We start from the raw sequence: 15,363 nt of genomic DNA, 5'->3' as shown, positions 1-15,363 counted from the left end.
CCTCAGATCCGGTATCCGGAGCCGGGGACGGTGACGATGACGGGGGGCTCGCCGAGCTTGCGCCGCAGGGTCATGACCGTCACCCGCACCACGTTGGTGAAGGGGTCGGTGTTCTCGTCCCAGGCCTTCTCCAGCAGCTGCTCGGCCGAGACGACCGCGCCCTCGCTGCGCATCAGGACCTCCAGGACGGCGAATTCCTTCGGGGCGAGCTGGATCTCCTGCTCGTCACGGAAGACCTCACGGCGGTTGGGGTCGAGCTTGATCCCGGCCCGCTCCAGCACGGGTGGCAGGGCGACGGTGGTGCGGCGCCCCAGGGCGCGCACCCGCGCCGTCAGCTCGCTGAAGGCGAAGGGCTTGGGCAGGTAGTCGTCCGCGCCGAGCTCAAGGCCCTCGACCCGGTCGCTGACGTCACCGGACGCGGTGAGCATCAGCACCCGGGTGGGCATCCCGAGCTCGACGATCTTGCGGCAGACGTCGTCACCGTGAACCACCGGGAGGTCCCGGTCGAGCACGACGACGTCGTAGTCGTTGACCCCGACGCGCTCCAGGGCCGCCCCTCCGTCGTAGACGACGTCGACGGCCATGGCCTCCCGGCGCAGACCGGTGGCCACCGCATCGGCGAGCAGCTGCTCGTCCTCGACGACGAGTACGCGCACGGCGCAGTCCTTCCCTAGTTTCCCGAAAAAACGGCGAGCGGCCCTCGATCCGGCCGCTCGCCGCACGTCAGCGGCACCGACTGTGCGCGTCCATCCTGCCCGTAACGCGCATAAACCGGCGGTAAGACGACGCCCCACCGGCCGGGCCCACGGGGAATTGATCGGATTCATATGCCAGTTGAGGTTTCTCGCAGGCCCGGCACGGGGAGTACGACCTCACACCCCGCGATCACGCCCTGCATGTGGCGTACCACAGCCCGTCCTGCTTCCAGAGGGACTGCGTGATCACCCGCACTCCGGCCCGCAGACCGGAGGACCACCGGGCACACCCCCGTGCCACCGACCCACGATGAGGGGGCGCTTCATGGACGCTTTCACCGCAGGTCTGCTGCAACGAATCAAAACCACCGAGTCCGACCTCACCATGGCTCGCGAGACGGGCGACGACTTCCTCGCGGACGTCGAGCAGGGAGAGCTTGACGACCTGCACCGCCTCGCCGCCGAGCACGGCGTGGAAATCGGCGCCACAAGCCTCTGAGCCGCCACGAGAGGGCCCCGGAAGCCGCCATGGCTGCCCCGGGGCCCTCTCGTGCCGGTACGCCCTTCCTGAGCCTCGCAACGGGCTCAGGAATGTCATGCGTCAGTCGTGCCAGGCTCCCAGTCCCTCGAGGAGTGCCTGCAGCGGCTCGAACACGCCGGGAGTGGCCGCGACCGTCAGGTCTCCGTCCGCGGGCCGTCCCGGCCTGCCTCCGGTGAGGGCGCCCGCCTCCCTGGCGATGAGGTCCCCCGCCGCGACGTCCCACGGGTGCAGCCCGCGCTCGTAGTAGCCGTCGAGCCGGCCGGCCGCGACGTCACAGAGGTCGACGGCCGCGGATCCCCCGCGCCGGATGTCCCGCAGCTGCGGGATCAGCTGCTGGGCCACGGCCGCCTGATGGGTGCGTACCTCGGTGACGTAGTTGAAGCCGGTCGACACCAGGGCCCGGTCGAGGGGGGCCGTGGGGCGGCAGCGCAGCCGGTCCCCGTTCCCGTACGCGCCGCCGCCGAGCACCGCGTGGAACGTCTCGCGCCGCATCGGGACCTCGACCACGCCCACGATCCGTTCCCCGTCGCGCTCGGCGGCGACGGAGACGGACCAGGTGGGGAGGGAGTAGAGGTAGTTCACCGTGCCGTCGAGCGGGTCGATGACCCACCGGATGCCGCTGGTGCCCTCGGCGCTCGCGCCCTCCTCGCCGAGGAATCCGTCGGCGGGGCGGTGTTCGGAGAGGTAGCCGGTGATCAGCTTCTCCGCGCGGATGTCCATCTCGGTGACCACGTCGATCGGGCTGGACTTCGTCGCCGCCACCCCGAGGTCGGCGGGGCGGCCGTCGCGCAGCAGCGCGCCGGCCCTGCGGGCGGCCTCCAGGGCGAGGTCGAGCAGTTCGGACAGGAGTGGGTCGGTCACAGCGCTCCAGACGTGGTGTCGCGGGGCCCGGACGGGCGTGCCGGTCCCCGCGCGGCGGGGGAAGCGGGCGGTCGGTGGCTAGAAGGGGCTGTCGGCCCCGGCGGCCGCCGGCTTGAGGACCCTGGCGGGGCAGCAGCCGACGGGGCAGAGGTCGTGGGAGGCGCCGAGGGTACCCAGGGCGCACGGCGCGACGGGACGGTCCTGTTCGGCGGCCGCACGCTCCAGGACGAGCTCACGCACCGCGGCGGCGAAGCGGGGGTCGGCGCCCACCGTCGCGGAGCGGCGTACGGGCAGCCCGAGCTCGGCGGCCTTGGCGGTGGCCTCCGTGTCGAGGTCGTACAGCACCTCCATGTGGTCCGACACGAAGCCGATCGGGGCCATGACCACCGCGGGGACGCCGTCGCCGTGGAGCGTCTCCAGGTGGTCGCAGATGTCGGGCTCGAGCCACGGGATGTGCGGGGCGCCGCTGCGCGACTGGTAGACGAGCTGCCACGGGTGCTCGACGCCCGTCTCCTCGCGCACCGCCTCGGTGATCAGCCGGGCGACGTCCAGGTGCTCGGCGACGTAGGAACCGCCGTCGCCGTGGGTCTCCGCGGGCCCGGAGGCGTCGGCCGCCGAGGTGGGGATGGAGTGCGTGGTGAAGGCGAGGTGCGCGCCCGCCCTGACGTCCTCGGGGAGATCGGCCAGCGAGGCCAGCACACCGTCCACCATCGGACGGACGAAGCCGGGGTGGTTGAAGTAGTGCCGCAGTTTGTCGACGCGGGGTACCGGGAGCCCTTCGGACTCCAGTGCGGACAACGACTCCGCGAGGTTCTCGCGGTACTGGCGGCAGCCGGAGTACGAGGCGTAGGCGCTGGTGGCGAGCACGGCGATCCGGCGGTGGCCGTCGGTGACCATCTCCCGGAGGGTGTCGGTGAGGTAGGGGGCCCAGTTGCGGTTGCCCCAGTGCACCGGCAGCGCGAGGCCGTGCTCGGCGAAGTCCTTGCGCAGGGCGTCGAGCAGCGCCCTGTTCTGCGCGTTGATCGGGCTCACGCCCCCGAAGAGGAAGTAGTGCTTGCCGACCTCCTTGAGCCGTTCCTCCGGGATGCCCCGGCCACGCGTCACGTTCGCCAGGAACGGGACCACGTCGTCCGGGCCTTCGGGACCGCCGAAGGAGAGCAGCAGCAGAGCGTCGTAGGGAGCGGGATCGCGCAGATCGGACATGCACCCGATCCTGCCACCCGCCTCCGACAGCGCGGCGACCGCCGTCGGCGGGTCCGGCGGGGCACGCCGCCGCCGTAAGCTGTGTCAGCCCCCCGCACACCTGACAGGCTTCCCCGGAGCTCCCCCCATGCCCAGCCCCTACCGCGCCATCTTCGCCGCCCCGGGAACCCGGAACTTCTCCGCCGCCGGATTCTTCGGCCGGATGCCGCTGTCCATGATGGGGATCGGCGTGGTGACGATGATCTCCCAGCTCACCGGCCGGTACGGGCTGGCGGGCGCGCTCTCCGCGACGCTCGCCATGGCGGCGGCCGTCATGGGTCCGCAGGTGTCACGGCTGGTCGACCGTCACGGGCAGCGCAGGGTACTGCGTCCCGTCACCCTGTTCGCCGCCGCGTCGGTCGCCGGGCTGCTGGTCTGCGCCCAGCAGCGGCTGCCCGACTGGACCCTGTTCGTCTTCGCCGCCGGTGCCGGCTGCGTCCCGAGCGTGGGTTCGATGGTCCGGGCCCGCTGGGCCGAGATCTACCGGGGCACGGGGCGTCAGCTGCACACCGCGTACTCCTGGGAGTCGATCGTCGACGAGGTGTGCTTCATCTTCGGCCCCATCGTCTCCATCGGTCTGTCCACCGCGTGGTTCCCGGAGGCGGGTCCTCTGCTGGCCGGCGTGTTCCTGGTGGTGGGCGTGTTCTGGCTGACGGCCCAGAGGGCGACCGAGCCCGTGCCGCACCCGAAGGAGCACCACACGGGCGGATCGGCCCTGCGTTCGACCGGCCTCCAGGTGCTGGTGGTCACGTTCGTCGCCACAGGGGCGGTCTTCGGTGCGGTGGACGTGGTGACGGTGGCGTTCGCCGAGGAGCGCGGCCACAAGGCCGCGGCCAGTCTCGTGCTCGCCGTCTACGCCCTGGGATCGTGTCTCGCGGGGGCGGTCTTCGGCCTGCTGCACCTGAAGGGAAGGCCCTCCACCAGGTGGCTGGTGGGAGTGTGCGCCATGGCCGTGAGTATGATCCCCCTCCAACTGGCCGGGAGCCTGCCGTTCCTGGCCGTGGCGCTCTTTGTCGCGGGCCTCTCCATCGCACCGACGATGGTCACCACGATGGCTCTCGTCGAACAGCACGTACCGCGCACCCAGCTCACCGAGGGCATGACCTGGACCAGTACCGGACTCGCGGTCGGGGTGGCGCTCGGCTCCTCCGCCGCAGGCTGGGTGGTCGACGCCTCCGGGGCGGCGGCGGGGTACGCGGTGCCCGCCGTGGCGGGAGCGCTCGCGGCCGCGGTGGCGTTCCTGGGGTATCGCCGGCTCGCGGAGCCGGTTCCTACGGGAGGGCGCGGGGAAGATGACCGACACCTACGCACGGACGGCGAGCACGTGGCGTAACTGGGCGGGCAATGTCACCGCCCGGCCGGCACGCGTGGCGTCCCCGGCCTCCGTCGACGAGCTCGCCCAGGTGCTGCGCAGGGCGTCCGAGGACGGTCTGACGGTCAAGCCCGTCGGCACCGGTCATTCGTTCACCGCGACCGCGGCCACCGACGGGGTCCTCATACGCCCGGACCTGCTCACCGGCATCCGCGGCATCGACCGTGCGGCGATGACCGTGACGGTGGAGGCCGGCACTCCGCTGAAGCGCCTGAACGCAGCGCTCGCCCGTGAGGGGCTCTCCCTCACCAACATGGGCGACATCATGGAGCAGACGGTCGCCGGGGCCACCTCCACGGGTACGCACGGAACCGGCCGCGACTCGGCGTCGATCGCCGCCCAGATCCGCGCGCTGGAACTGGTCACGGCCGACGGCACGGTGCTGCGCTGCTCGCCCGACGAGCACCCGGACGTCTTCGCGGCGGCCCGGATCGGTCTCGGCGCGCTGGGCGTGGTCACCGCCGTCACGTTCGCGGTGGAACCCGTCTTCCACCTCACCGCCCGTGAGGAACCGATGCCCTTCGACCGCGTCACGGCCGACTTCGATCAGCTCGTCGCGGAGAACGAACACTTCGAGTTCTACTGGTTCCCGCACACCGGCAACTGCAACACCAAGCGCAACAACCGCAGCGCGGGTCCCGCCGATCCGCCCGGGCGGGTCAGCGGATGGATCGAGGACGAACTCCTCTCCAACGGGATCTTCCAGGTCGCCTGCTCGGTCGGCCGGGCGGTCCCCGGGGCCATCCCCGCCATCGCGCGGATCTCCAGCCGCGCCCTGTCGGCCCGCACGTACACCGACATCCCGTACAAGGTGTTCACCAGCCCCAGGCGGGTGCGCTTCGTCGAGATGGAGTACGCCCTGCCCCGCGAGGCGGCCGTCGGGGCACTGCGCGAGCTCAAGGCCATGGTGGAACGCTCGCCGCTGCGGATCAGCTTCCCTGTCGAGGTCCGCACGGCGCCCGCGGACGACATCGCGCTCTCCACGGCCTCGGGCCGGGAGAGCGCCTACATCGCGGTGCACATGTACCGGGGCACGCCCTACCAGGCGTACTTCACAGCGGTCGAGCGGATCATGACGGGATACGAGGGCCGCCCGCACTGGGGCAAGATCCACACCCGGGACTCCGGCTACCTCGCCGGGGCCTACCCCAGGTTCGGCGAGTTCACCGCCGTACGCGACCGGCTCGACCCGGACCGGCTGTTCGCCAACGACTATCTGCGTCGCGTGCTCGGCGACTGACCGGGCGCGGCGGGACGGGCTGCCCGGATCACCCGTCCGTGCCCGTCCCGGTCGCGCCCTCGTCCTGCTGGTCCGGGGCACCGTCCGCCCCGGTGGGATCCGGTGCCGCGGGAGTGGTGCCGTCGGCGTCCGGCGTCGCCGGGGCGGAGGGTTCCGCGGTGGTGGTCCCGCCCGACGCCGAAGGCGTGGGGGTGGGACCGGTGGCGGAACCGTCGCCGGCGGAGGGGTCGGGAAGAGCGCTCCGGCCGTCGTCCGGTCCGGTCCCGGGCGTCGTCGACCCGTCGCCGTCCGGCACGCCGCCGTCGCGTTCGTCGTCCCCGTCGTCGTCCTGGCCCGTGCCGGACGAGGGCGACGGCGAGGTGGTGCCCCCGTGGCGCTCCCCGCTCACGACGGAGCCGATCGTCGTTCCTCCGTTGCCCCCCAGATCATGGCCGGAGACCATTTCGTACACCGTGATACCGGCCATGGAGAGGACGAAGACCCCCGTGGCGGCGAGGACCGAACGCTTCCAGCCACGGACACGGGTGCCGTGCGTGCGTGCGTCGGAGTAGGACTCGTCCGTGAGGGCGTCACCCGGGAGCGCGCCGCCGGGGTCGACGCCCGCGGACCCGACCTGCCGCAGGAGGGTGGTGCGGTCCGAGCCGGGGTCGACGCCTGCGGCCGAGACCTGCGGCAGGAGGGTGGTGCGGTCCGGGCCGGGGTCCGCACCGCCGGGCCGGGCCTGCCGCAGCACCGTGGTGCGGTCCGCTTCGGCCCCCACCGTGCGCAGGGCCCTCGTCGCGTCGTCCTCCGGCCCCCGCGGCGCGGGCGATGTCTCCCGGGTTCGTACGGTCACCTGACGGCCCGCCGGATGCTTCACCTGGACGGTGACTTCGCGGATCTGCTCCCCGGTGCGGCGGAAGAAGTGCTGGAAGACGGATCCCCCGCAGGTGGCGACCACGCTCATCACGCCGGCGCCGGCGATCGTCCCGTAGACACCGAGCTGTGAGGCCATCACCGCCGCCGCGACCGCCGCGACGGCGCTGCCGGCGACCTGCGGCAGGCTCAGATCTATGCGCCTTTCCTTGCGTTCCGCATCAATCTGCGGCTTCTGAACCATGATCAGCCCCTGCTCGACAACTACCCCACCTTGCACCAGGAAAGGACATTTGAGCGAATCAGATAGTTCCGTTTCTGGAGATTTTGTGAAGCAGCACACGCATCGGGCGCAAACCACGGAAGACGGGGTAACCCAACTCCCGTGCCCGCCGAGAACTTCGGCGGCGCGCCGGTCCACCCACGTGGCCCGAATGGAGTACTGTGGCGAGCCCTGGGGCCGGACTCCCACATGGGTATCCGGGACCTGCGGGAGGGGGCCGAAGGCGGCACCCGAACCGGCGGCGCCGCGGCATCGCACGGGCGCCTGCTACATGGAGCGACCATCCGGTCGCTCCGCGTCGCAAACAGGTAACCGTGCCATCGTGGCGTCCAGGGCCAAGGCCCGACACGCCGGGTAACTTGGCAAGGTTGTGGCAGGCCGAACCCGGGCAGGTCACACTCGACTAGCGGAAGCAGCGACGCACGTGACGTCGGCAGGCACCACCCGGGAGGTTCCCATGCCCGAACTGCGTGTCGTGGCCGTCTCAAACGACGGCACACGACTGGTGCTCAAGGCTGCGGACAGCACGGAGTACACGCTTCCGATCGATGAGCGGCTGCGTGCCGCCGTGCGCAATGACCGCGCCCGGCTCGGCCAGATCGAGATCGAGGTGGAGAGCCATCTCCGCCCGCGCGACATCCAGGCGCGCATACGAGCCGGCGCCTCCGCCGAGGAGGTCGCCCAGTTCGCCGGCATCCCGGTGGACCGGGTCCGCCGCTTCGAGGGCCCCGTGCTCGCGGAGCGCGCGTTCATGGCCGAGCGCGCCCGGAAAACTCCGGTGCGACGCCCCGGCGAGAACACCGGCCCCCAGCTCGGCGAGGCGGTGCAGGAGCGGCTGCTGCTGCGCGGCGCCGACAGGGAGACCGTCCAGTGGGACTCGTGGCGCCGCGACGACGGCACCTGGGAGGTCCTGCTCGTCTACCGCGTCGCGGGTGAGCCGCACTCCGCGAGCTGGACCTACGACCCGCCGCGCCGGCTGGTCCAGGCCGTGGACGAGGAGGCGCGCTCGCTCATCGGCGAGACCGATGACGTCGCCGCCCCGGAGCCCAGCTTCCCGTTCGTGCCCCGGATCGCACGGCTGCCGCGCGACCGGCCGCTGGACCGTGCGCTGGACCGCCAGATCGAGCGCCCCGTCCCCTCGGCCGCGGAGCCGGAGGAGCGCGGTGTGTCCGCCGGCGAGCGCGACTCGCTGACCAGCCTCCTGGAGGCGGTGCCGAGCTTCCGTGGCGACATGGTCGTCCCGGAGCGGCCCTCCCAGCCCGAACCGCCCGCGCTCGAGCCTGCGGCCCAGCAGGAGCCGGAAGCGGACGAGCCTCCGGCCGCGGCGGCGTCCGCCGGGGCGGGGTCCGCCTACGCCGACGTGCTGATGCCTCGCGCGGTGGCGGGTCACCGCGACCGGCTGACCGGGACGACGGACCGCCAGGCCGAGGCGGACGGTGTCCGCCCGGGACGCCGTGCGGCGGTGCCGAGCTGGGACGAGATCGTCTTCGGCACACGCAGGAAGAAGCAGGACTGAGGACGGGCCGTACGCCCGTGGCATGAGGAGGGCCCGTACGCAGCGCGTACGGGCCCTCCTCATGCCGTGTGGGGGCGGGGCACAGTCGCGACGGCCCTCCTCATGCCCGCGCCGGGGCCGTACGCGTCAGGCGGGGTCCGGCCCGGTGGCGACGGGACGGGACTCGTCCGAGGACCACTCCGACCAGGATCCGGCGTACAGGGACGCCCGGTGTCCGGCGAGCTCCAGGGCCAGGACCTCGTGGGCACCCGAGACGCCGGAGCCGCAGTAGACACCGACGCGGCTGGAGCCGTCGGCCCCCAGCGCCGCGAACCGGGAAGCCAGCGAGCCGGCGGGCAGGAAGCGCCCGTCCTGATCGACGTTCTGCGTGGTCGGGGCGGACACCGCACCGGGGATGTGGCCGCCGACGCGGTCGATCGGCTCGACGTCCCCCCGGTAGCGCTCCGCGGCCCGCGCGTCGAGCAGCAGACCGGAGCGCGCCAGCTCCGCGGCAGCGTCCGCGTCCAGGAGGCCGAGCGCGCCCGGCTCCGGCCGGAAGTCGCCCTCGGCGGGCCTCGGGACGTCCGTGGTGAGCTCCCCCGTCCACGCGGCGAGACCACCGTCCAGCACACGGACATCGGGGTGCCCGGTCCACCGCAGCAGCCACCAGGCGCGGGCGGCCGCCCATCCCTGGCCTCCGTCGTAGACCACCACCGGAGTCTCGCGGCCGACCCCCGCGCGCCGCATGACCGCCCCGAACGCCTCCGGGGACGGGAGGGGGTGACGGCCGCCGCTGCCCGCCGGACCGGCGAGCTCGGAGTCGAGGTCGACGAACACCGCGCCGGGAAGGTGCCCGGCCTCGTAGTCGGCGCGGCCGTTCGGCCCGCCGAGCTGCCAGCGGATGTCCAGGAGCACCGGCGGACGCGACCCCGCCGACTCGCTCATGTATTCGGATGCGGTGATGATGGGCTTCATGGGTGCCATCTTCGCGCAGGGGCCACCCGGGGGGAGGCCGTACCGAAATGGATGTACCGCATCAAATCGGTCATCGGTGTGAGGGTGAGCCGGAAAACGCGGCGCGGCCGGGGTGCCTCGGAGCCTGAGTGGTGCGAGCATCTGCACGGAGCGTACGCACCCGTATCCGTACCGCTGGACGCCGTGCAGGCCCCGTCCCCCCGTACGGCGACCCGATGGTACGAGGAGAGAGAAGAAGATGACCGAGGCTGCCGCCCGGCGCACGCCCGGAGCGCCGTGCTGGGTGAGTCTGATCGTGCACGGCCTGACCGCGACCCAGGAGTTCTACAGCAGGCTGTTCGGCTGGGAGTTCCAGCCGGGGCCCGACGAGTTGGGGCCGTACGTCCGCGCGCTGCTGTGCGGCAAGGAGGTCGCGGGCATCGGCCAACTGCCCCCCGACCGGCACCTCCCGATCGCCTGGACGACCTATCTCGCCTCCGAGGACGCGGACGTCACGGCGGAGGCGATCCGTTCCTGCGGCGGGACGGTGGCCGTCGGGCCCATCGAGGCGGGGGCCGCCGGCCGCCTCCTGCTCGCGTCCGACCCCGGCGGGGCGGTCTTCGGCGTCTGGCAGGCCGCCGAGCACCTCGGCACCGCCCTCGCGGGCACTCCGGGCACCCCCGTGTGGAACGAGTTGGTGACCAGAGAGACCGCGTCGGTCGCGAAGTTCTACCAGGCCGTGTTCGGGTTCGAGACCGAGGCTGTCGTCTCGGCCGACTTCGACTACCAGACGCTGCACCTCCAGGGCCGCCCGGTGGCCGCCCTGCACGGCGTGGGCCATGGCCTGCCGCGTGACCGCGGTCCGCACTGGATGACCTACTTCCAGGTCGCCGACACCGACGAGGCGGCGGCACGGGTGGTGGAGCTCGGCGGTCATGTGCTGCAGCCACCACGGGAGGCCTCCAGCGGCAGGCTTGCCACGGTGGCCGACCCCGAGGGTGCGGTGTTCACGATCGTCCGGCCGCCGGGCAGCTGAGGAGGACCGCGGGGACCGGGTGGACGTGACCTTCGCCGGCGGTGGCCACCGCGCCTTCGACCTGGTGATCGGCGCCGACGGCCTGCACTCCCACACGTGGAGATGAACCAGGCCCTGGCCACCTCGGGCGGAGGCGTCGTCGCCCCCCGCACCCAGGCGACGCTGGACGCGCGCAACGAAGCGCCGCGCGATCCGGCCCGCCTCACGGCGGACGTAGGCCGCGCCGCCAACACCGGCCTGACCCTGCCGGACTACGGCCACCTCGTGTGACCGCGGCGAAAGGCAGGTCGGGCCGGCGAACGGCATGAACCTGCGCTACCGGTTCCCGGTCCCCGGTACGGTCCTCGGCCGCGGGTCCTCAACAGCGGCGGACAGTCAGTCGGTCCGCTCGGCGTCAACCATGTGCAGAAGCTGCGCGCACAGGGCCGCTGACGTGGGGATGGTGCGGGAGAGCGCCTCCAGATCCTCCCTCAGGTCGGCAAGGGTCCAGGCGTGGCGGATGCTCGCGAGCGCGGTGGCCAGCCATGTGCGGGACTGACGCGCGGCTCCCAGCGCGGCAAAGTAGACCGTCAGGTTCGCCGCCGGCCTCCCCGCGACCGAGCTGGACCCGGCCGGCCCGCGCAGTTGCTCGGTCTCCGTTCTGATCGCTCCGCCCAGATGCAGTCTGCTGTGCCGGACCGAGCCCGTCATGTGCAGCGAAAGGGCGTACTGATACCGGACCCACGGAAAGTCGGGCGCCTGCGCGTACGCCGCCCGCACGGGACGAAGAGACTCCTGCGCCCTGCTCGACCCGCGCAGTGCTTCGGCGATGGCCACCAGGTCCTCGACGCTCTGCTCGGGATCGGACAAGTCCGTTGTGGCGTCCTCCAGCACGGAGAGAGCTTCGGCGAAGCGGCCCATGCGGATCAGGGCCTGGCCGCGCCTGCGTCTCGGAGCGGGGTACATCGGTGCCAGGTCCGACGCACGGATGAAGTCCGAAAGTGCCTCGTCCATGCGCCGCAGGCGAGTGAGCAGAACGCCCCGGCGCATCACCGGGTAGGGGTCGTCCGGTGCCAGCAGAACGGCGGCGGTCATGTCGGCGAGCCCCAGGTCATCCCTGTGCAGGCGCCGGAGCAGGTCCGCACGCCTCAGGTGGATCTCCATCAGGTCCCGCACCGCGAGGCCTGACACACTCAGGGTCCGGGTGGCGAACGCGAGAGCCCGCTCGGGGGCGTTCAGGTCGGTGAGCGCGCCGATGACGAAGAGCGCAGGTTCGGCCAAGGCCGTCCTCTGGGACTGCCCGCCGTCGGCCGCAGCCGTCAGGTAGTGGCCCGCCGCCTCCGACAGAATGGCCTCGGCCGCCGAAGGCGTGGCTGTGACCGCGCACTTGGCGTACTGGAAGAGGGCCACGCCCCGGAGCCGGTCGGCCGTGTCGTCGTCACCTGCGCTCAGCGCCCCCGCGGCCTCCTCGAAGTACGCTGCCGCTGCCTCCTTCCTGTCCAGCCGGCTGAGACAGGTCCCCATCTCGATCAATGCCTCGGCATACGCGATCAGCCCTGCGGCGCCGGGGGTACGCGCGCGAATGTCCCGGGCCAGGGACACCGCTTGCCGCAGGGTGGCTTCCAGGGCTGGGCCGGCACCCAGCTGATGCGCGGTGGCTGCCACTTCTGCAACCAACTGCGATTCGTACGTACCGGGATCGACCATGGCGAGGAAGCGCAGGATCTCGGTGCGCCGCCACAGGGCCCGGCGGAGCCCTGCCACGCTCGCCCGGGCCGCGGCCGCCCTGCTGTCCTTCTCCTGCTGCTCCAGGGCCCATCGTGTCGCGCGCTCGAAGCCGGGTGTGAGCAGCGCAGGGGTTGTGGCCGGTCTCGTCCCGGGGCCGGGCATCGGACGGAGTCCGACCTCCGTCAGCGCATGCCGCAGGTCGTCCGCTCCACAGAACGGATGCTTCAGCGCCGATGCCCTCGCCCGGGCGACCGCGAGCGCGTGCTTGCTGAGGGGCGTGAGTGGCAACGGTGCCGACGGCAGGGACGCGCCTGAGGCCGAAGGCGGTGCCGCGTCCAGAGCAGCCACAAGGTGCTCGGGGCCGATGTACGGATACCCGTCGGCCTCGGCGGTCGCCGCGGCCGTGTCCAGCGCGGTCGTCACAGCGGTATCCCAGTGAGGGAATCGGCCGACAGCGTGTTCCTCCTCGGTATCGGCGCCCGCACCGGATGCCGCTTTCTCCACGGCCCACACCAGGTCCTCAGGATCGACTCCCAGGTGACCCGAGCCGTGTGCCCGTGCCACCGCCGTGCGCAGTACGCGCCGGCCTCCGGCTGTCACGCGCACCGGCTGTCCGGCTGCCGGGTGGACGGTGATGTCCTGGGCCGTGACAGCGGCCGAGAGTTCACGAAGCCCCAGCAGTCCCCCCGGACCGGAGGACCGTGCCAGACGAGCCGCCTCGACGAGCACGGCCCGGGCGCGGGCGGTGTACGGCAGCGGGTCGGGCAGTCCGTAGGGCCAGAGCTCTGGCGGGCCGATGACCGCCGCGCGTTCCGCGTACAGCCAGTGGCCGGTCCTGACAAGGATCTCCTGCGGGTCCACGCCGAGGACAGCGAGCAGTGACACGGGTGTTCCGGTCTTCTGCTGCAGCAGGGCGAAGAGGAGATGGAGCGGACGGGGCTCTTCCCGACCGCAGCGCGCGGCCTCCTCCCCGGCTCTCAGCAGGACTTCGCCGGCCGGCCCGGTCAGCGTCGTGCCGACTGTGCTCTGCGGGTTCCGGGCCAGCACGGCGGCTGCCGCCTGACGGACCGCTGTCGGGCCGACGCCGAACGGCTCCAGCAGCGAAGCACAGAGCGGGTCGCCGAGGACCGCCAACAGCAGGTGCTCGGTGCCGACGTGGCTGTGTCCCAGCAGATGGGCCTCTGCGACCGCCGTCAGAAACGTCCAGGAGCGCCCGCCCATGAGGCCCTCGGCCCTGGGCAACCAGCTCGGCGCCCCGAACCTGCCCTGTGGGGAAGGACCGGAGGGAGATGCCCCGGGCAGCGGGGCCCAGCCGGCGGGTCGCGCAACGGACTCCGGGGAGACGATGGCCGACGGAGCCTCCCGTGCCTGCCCGCCCAGCACGGCCCCGATTCGCGCCGCCGCGGCCGCGGGCGATACCGGCGGAGACACCGCCGAGGGCACCGCTGCCCCGGCCAGCACAGCTCCTATTCGCGCCGCCGCGGCTGTCGAGGCCGGCATCGGCGGGGACGAGGGCGCCGGGGCCGGGTACTCAGGCGTCACAGCCGTGGCCACCTGGGCCTCCCTTGCCGCGGGGGCAGCGGCCGGCAGGGGAGGCCGCACCGGCGCGGGGGCTCCCTCCGGTGCCCGTTCACCCAGCAGCGTCGCCAGCGCCTCCGTGGTCCTGGTGACCCTGGCGTACATCGCGCCGAACACGCGCGGGGACGCGGCGTTCAGCCGTGCGAAGTGAGCTTGCGCTTCGTGCAACGACGTCGTCAGCCGAGCCCGGTCACCGGCCCGCGTCCACCAGCTCAGATCGTCTTCGCCGCCCGGGTCGGCGTGCAGCGCGGCCCATCCGGTCTGCGCCACCCGGTCGGCGAAGACGAACGACCGGCTTTCCATCAGGTGCCGGACCGGTGTCCGTGCATCGCCGGAACCGTCGGGGTCCAGAGCCACCTGGTACGCGGTGAGTCTCGCGGTGAGCAGCGGGTCCTCGAACGACGGGGCCAGGGCCACCCAGTGCTCGTACTCGCCGCGGAGCGGGCCGACGGCCTTCTCCCCGTTCGCGATCTGGCTCTGCATCTGCCCGCAGACCGTTGCCAGCCACAGCCGGAGGGCGCCCCTCCAGCGCGGTCCGATCCGGTGGCGCCATCGTTCCAGGGCCGAGTCGTCGCCCCCGACCCTCTCGTAGACGCCGCTGCTCGTCCCGCCCTGGCAATACGCCTTCACTGCTTCCCCAGGATGCCCGGATGCCAGCAGACGCCCACCGATGATCATGTGCAGGGCTATCAGGACGCGCCTGTCGCCGGAACTGAGCCGCTGCTCCGTCAGCAGCCCCGCACCGGTGTCCAGTTCCTGGTCCAGAGTTGCGCCCGGTCTGGTGTCGTGGAAGTGGACTCCCACCGCAGCGGTCCGCACCAGCTCGTCGGTGGAACCGTCCGTGTGCGCGACGCTCTGCGCCCGTCGCAGCGCGGCGGACGCTCCCTCCCAGTCACCCAGTTCGCCCAGGGCCTGCGCCCGTACAGCGCCCGCACGAGCCGCGACGACGCCGAGCTGCTCCGGGGGCACTGTCCCCAGAGCGTGGAGGGCACCGGCCGCCAGTTCCTCGGCGATCTGCGGGCACCCGCACCGCACCGCCGCCTCGGCCGCGCGCGTCAGAAGGACTCGTACACACGGATCCGTGTACGGGGCGGGGTGGTCCGCAAGGACGCGCAGGTAGCGGTCGAGCGCAGAGGCAGCCCGGCCCTCTCGCATGTCCGTATCGGCGCGGCGCACGAATTCAGCCCGGACGTGTCCGCATGTCAGGCGAGGGCTCAGCCGCAACATGCGTACCGGCGGCGTCACGAAGCGCGAGGTCATTCCCCACACCGGCACCTCGTAGAGCAGCCGGTAGAACGCGGCGGCGAGTGCGAGCCAGAGCGGTGTCCCCAGGAGCCAGGCCGCCCCGGCCGCCGGCACACCCAGGAGGAAGAACGACGGCCGTGCCAGCGCGGCGGCCGCCAGGCAGGCGGTGACGTACCAGGGCTCACCGAAACCCAGGCCGAACCAGCACAGTCCGGCCACCATCGGGGCCCAGCGGGCGAACAGCCACAGGTGGCGCATC

Annotated in this window: 12 protein-coding genes; 6 read left to right on the top strand and 6 right to left on the bottom strand. The window is 72.4% G+C overall.

The features are described 5' to 3' along the window. Nucleotides 1–2: 2 nt before the first annotated feature. A complete protein-coding gene (locus ACFUNE_RS26990; RefSeq protein WP_359466041.1) occupies nucleotides 3–656 on the bottom strand; it encodes a response regulator transcription factor in 654 nt (217 codons plus the stop codon). Nucleotides 657–1,020: 364 nt separating this feature from the next. Between ACFUNE_RS26990 and ACFUNE_RS26985 the strand changes: the two genes are divergently transcribed. Then, nucleotides 1,021–1,194 carry a hypothetical protein gene (locus ACFUNE_RS26985; protein ID WP_383573273.1) on the top strand — a complete coding sequence of 58 codons (174 nt, stop codon included), beginning with the start codon at nucleotides 1,021–1,023 and terminating at the stop codon, nucleotides 1,192–1,194. A gap of 102 nt (nucleotides 1,195–1,296) precedes the next feature. On the opposite strand, the gene ACFUNE_RS26980 is transcribed toward ACFUNE_RS26985, so the two are convergent. Together ACFUNE_RS26980 and ACFUNE_RS26975 are read right to left on the bottom strand one after the other, a co-directional pair. After that, complete coding sequence (locus ACFUNE_RS26980) at nucleotides 1,297–2,097, bottom strand: inositol monophosphatase family protein (protein ID WP_383573270.1); 801 nt, start codon at nucleotides 2,095–2,097, stop codon at nucleotides 1,297–1,299. Nucleotides 2,098–2,175: 78 nt separating this feature from the next. Further along, nucleotides 2,176–3,300 carry a ferrochelatase gene (locus tag ACFUNE_RS26975; protein ID WP_383573267.1) on the bottom strand — a complete coding sequence of 375 codons (1,125 nt, stop codon included), beginning with the start codon at nucleotides 3,298–3,300 and terminating at the stop codon, nucleotides 2,176–2,178. A gap of 127 nt (nucleotides 3,301–3,427) precedes the next feature. Between ACFUNE_RS26975 and ACFUNE_RS26970 the strand changes: the two genes are divergently transcribed. Together ACFUNE_RS26970 and ACFUNE_RS26965 are read left to right on the top strand one after the other, a co-directional pair. After that, nucleotides 3,428–4,672 carry an MFS transporter gene (locus ACFUNE_RS26970; RefSeq protein ID WP_383573264.1) on the top strand — a complete coding sequence of 415 codons (1,245 nt, stop codon included), beginning with the start codon at nucleotides 3,428–3,430 and terminating at the stop codon, nucleotides 4,670–4,672. Then, nucleotides 4,632–5,951 carry a D-arabinono-1,4-lactone oxidase gene (locus tag ACFUNE_RS26965; protein ID WP_383573261.1) on the top strand — a complete coding sequence of 440 codons (1,320 nt, stop codon included), beginning with the start codon at nucleotides 4,632–4,634 and terminating at the stop codon, nucleotides 5,949–5,951. The genes ACFUNE_RS26970 and ACFUNE_RS26965 overlap by 41 nt, the downstream gene beginning before the upstream one ends. A gap of 28 nt (nucleotides 5,952–5,979) precedes the next feature. Here ACFUNE_RS26965 and ACFUNE_RS26960 read toward each other — a convergent pair whose 3' ends face one another. Continuing rightward, nucleotides 5,980–7,050 (bottom strand): hypothetical protein, encoded by a 1,071-nt coding sequence (locus tag ACFUNE_RS26960; protein ID WP_383573258.1) that lies wholly within the window; start codon nucleotides 7,048–7,050, stop codon nucleotides 5,980–5,982. 496 nt (nucleotides 7,051–7,546) lie between these two features. On the opposite strand from ACFUNE_RS26960, the gene sepH reads away from it, so the two are divergent. Further along, the gene (gene sepH / locus ACFUNE_RS26955; RefSeq protein WP_383573255.1) at nucleotides 7,547–8,605 is read left to right on the top strand and encodes a septation protein SepH; all 1,059 of its coding nucleotides are present in this window, start codon (nucleotides 7,547–7,549) and stop codon (nucleotides 8,603–8,605) included. Between the two features lie 126 nt (nucleotides 8,606–8,731). Here the strand turns inward: sepH and ACFUNE_RS26950 are convergent, their stop codons facing one another. After that, a complete protein-coding gene (locus ACFUNE_RS26950) occupies nucleotides 8,732–9,559 on the bottom strand; it encodes a sulfurtransferase (protein ID WP_383573252.1) in 828 nt (275 codons plus the stop codon). A 238-nt stretch (nucleotides 9,560–9,797) separates the two neighbouring features. Here ACFUNE_RS26950 and ACFUNE_RS26945 point away from each other — a divergent pair, with 238 nt between their 5' ends. Further along, complete coding sequence (locus ACFUNE_RS26945) at nucleotides 9,798–10,574, top strand: VOC family protein (RefSeq protein ID WP_383573249.1); 777 nt, start codon at nucleotides 9,798–9,800, stop codon at nucleotides 10,572–10,574. 96 nt (nucleotides 10,575–10,670) lie between these two features. Next, nucleotides 10,671–10,844, top strand: coding sequence for a hypothetical protein (locus tag ACFUNE_RS26940; protein WP_383573246.1), 174 nt, complete (start codon nucleotides 10,671–10,673; stop codon nucleotides 10,842–10,844). A 105-nt stretch (nucleotides 10,845–10,949) separates the two neighbouring features. On the opposite strand, the gene ACFUNE_RS26935 is transcribed toward ACFUNE_RS26940, so the two are convergent. Continuing rightward, nucleotides 10,950–15,362 (bottom strand): Clp protease N-terminal domain-containing protein, encoded by a 4,413-nt coding sequence (locus ACFUNE_RS26935; RefSeq protein WP_383573243.1) that lies wholly within the window; start codon nucleotides 15,360–15,362, stop codon nucleotides 10,950–10,952. Nucleotide 15,363: the final 1 nt, after the last annotated feature.

Source organism: Streptomyces sp. NPDC057287, from assembly GCF_042667905.1.
GTDB lineage: Bacteria > Actinomycetota > Actinomycetes > Streptomycetales > Streptomycetaceae > Streptomyces.
Note: the sequence above shows the minus strand (reverse complement) of the source record. Positions and strands in the feature narration are given on the sequence as shown.

What these genes read in the sequence shown, in the direction of transcription:
- ACFUNE_RS26985 (WP_383573273.1), top strand. Translation starts at nt 1,021, where the DNA reads ATGGACGCTTTCACCGCAGGTCTGCTGCAACGAATCAAAACCACCGAG.
- ACFUNE_RS26975 (WP_383573267.1), bottom strand. Translation starts at nt 3,300, where the DNA reads ATGTCCGATCTGCGCGATCCCGCTCCCTACGACGCTCTGCTGCTGCTC.
- ACFUNE_RS26970 (WP_383573264.1), top strand. Translation starts at nt 3,428, where the DNA reads ATGCCCAGCCCCTACCGCGCCATCTTCGCCGCCCCGGGAACCCGGAAC.
- ACFUNE_RS26965 (WP_383573261.1), top strand. Translation starts at nt 4,632, where the DNA reads ATGACCGACACCTACGCACGGACGGCGAGCACGTGGCGTAACTGGGCG.
- ACFUNE_RS26960 (WP_383573258.1), bottom strand. Translation starts at nt 7,050, where the DNA reads ATGGTTCAGAAGCCGCAGATTGATGCGGAACGCAAGGAAAGGCGCATA.
- sepH (WP_383573255.1), top strand. Translation starts at nt 7,547, where the DNA reads ATGCCCGAACTGCGTGTCGTGGCCGTCTCAAACGACGGCACACGACTG.
- ACFUNE_RS26950 (WP_383573252.1), bottom strand. Translation starts at nt 9,559, where the DNA reads ATGAAGCCCATCATCACCGCATCCGAATACATGAGCGAGTCGGCGGGG.
- ACFUNE_RS26945 (WP_383573249.1), top strand. Translation starts at nt 9,798, where the DNA reads ATGACCGAGGCTGCCGCCCGGCGCACGCCCGGAGCGCCGTGCTGGGTG.
- ACFUNE_RS26935 (WP_383573243.1), bottom strand. Translation starts at nt 15,362, where the DNA reads ATGCGCCACCTGTGGCTGTTCGCCCGCTGGGCCCCGATGGTGGCCGGA.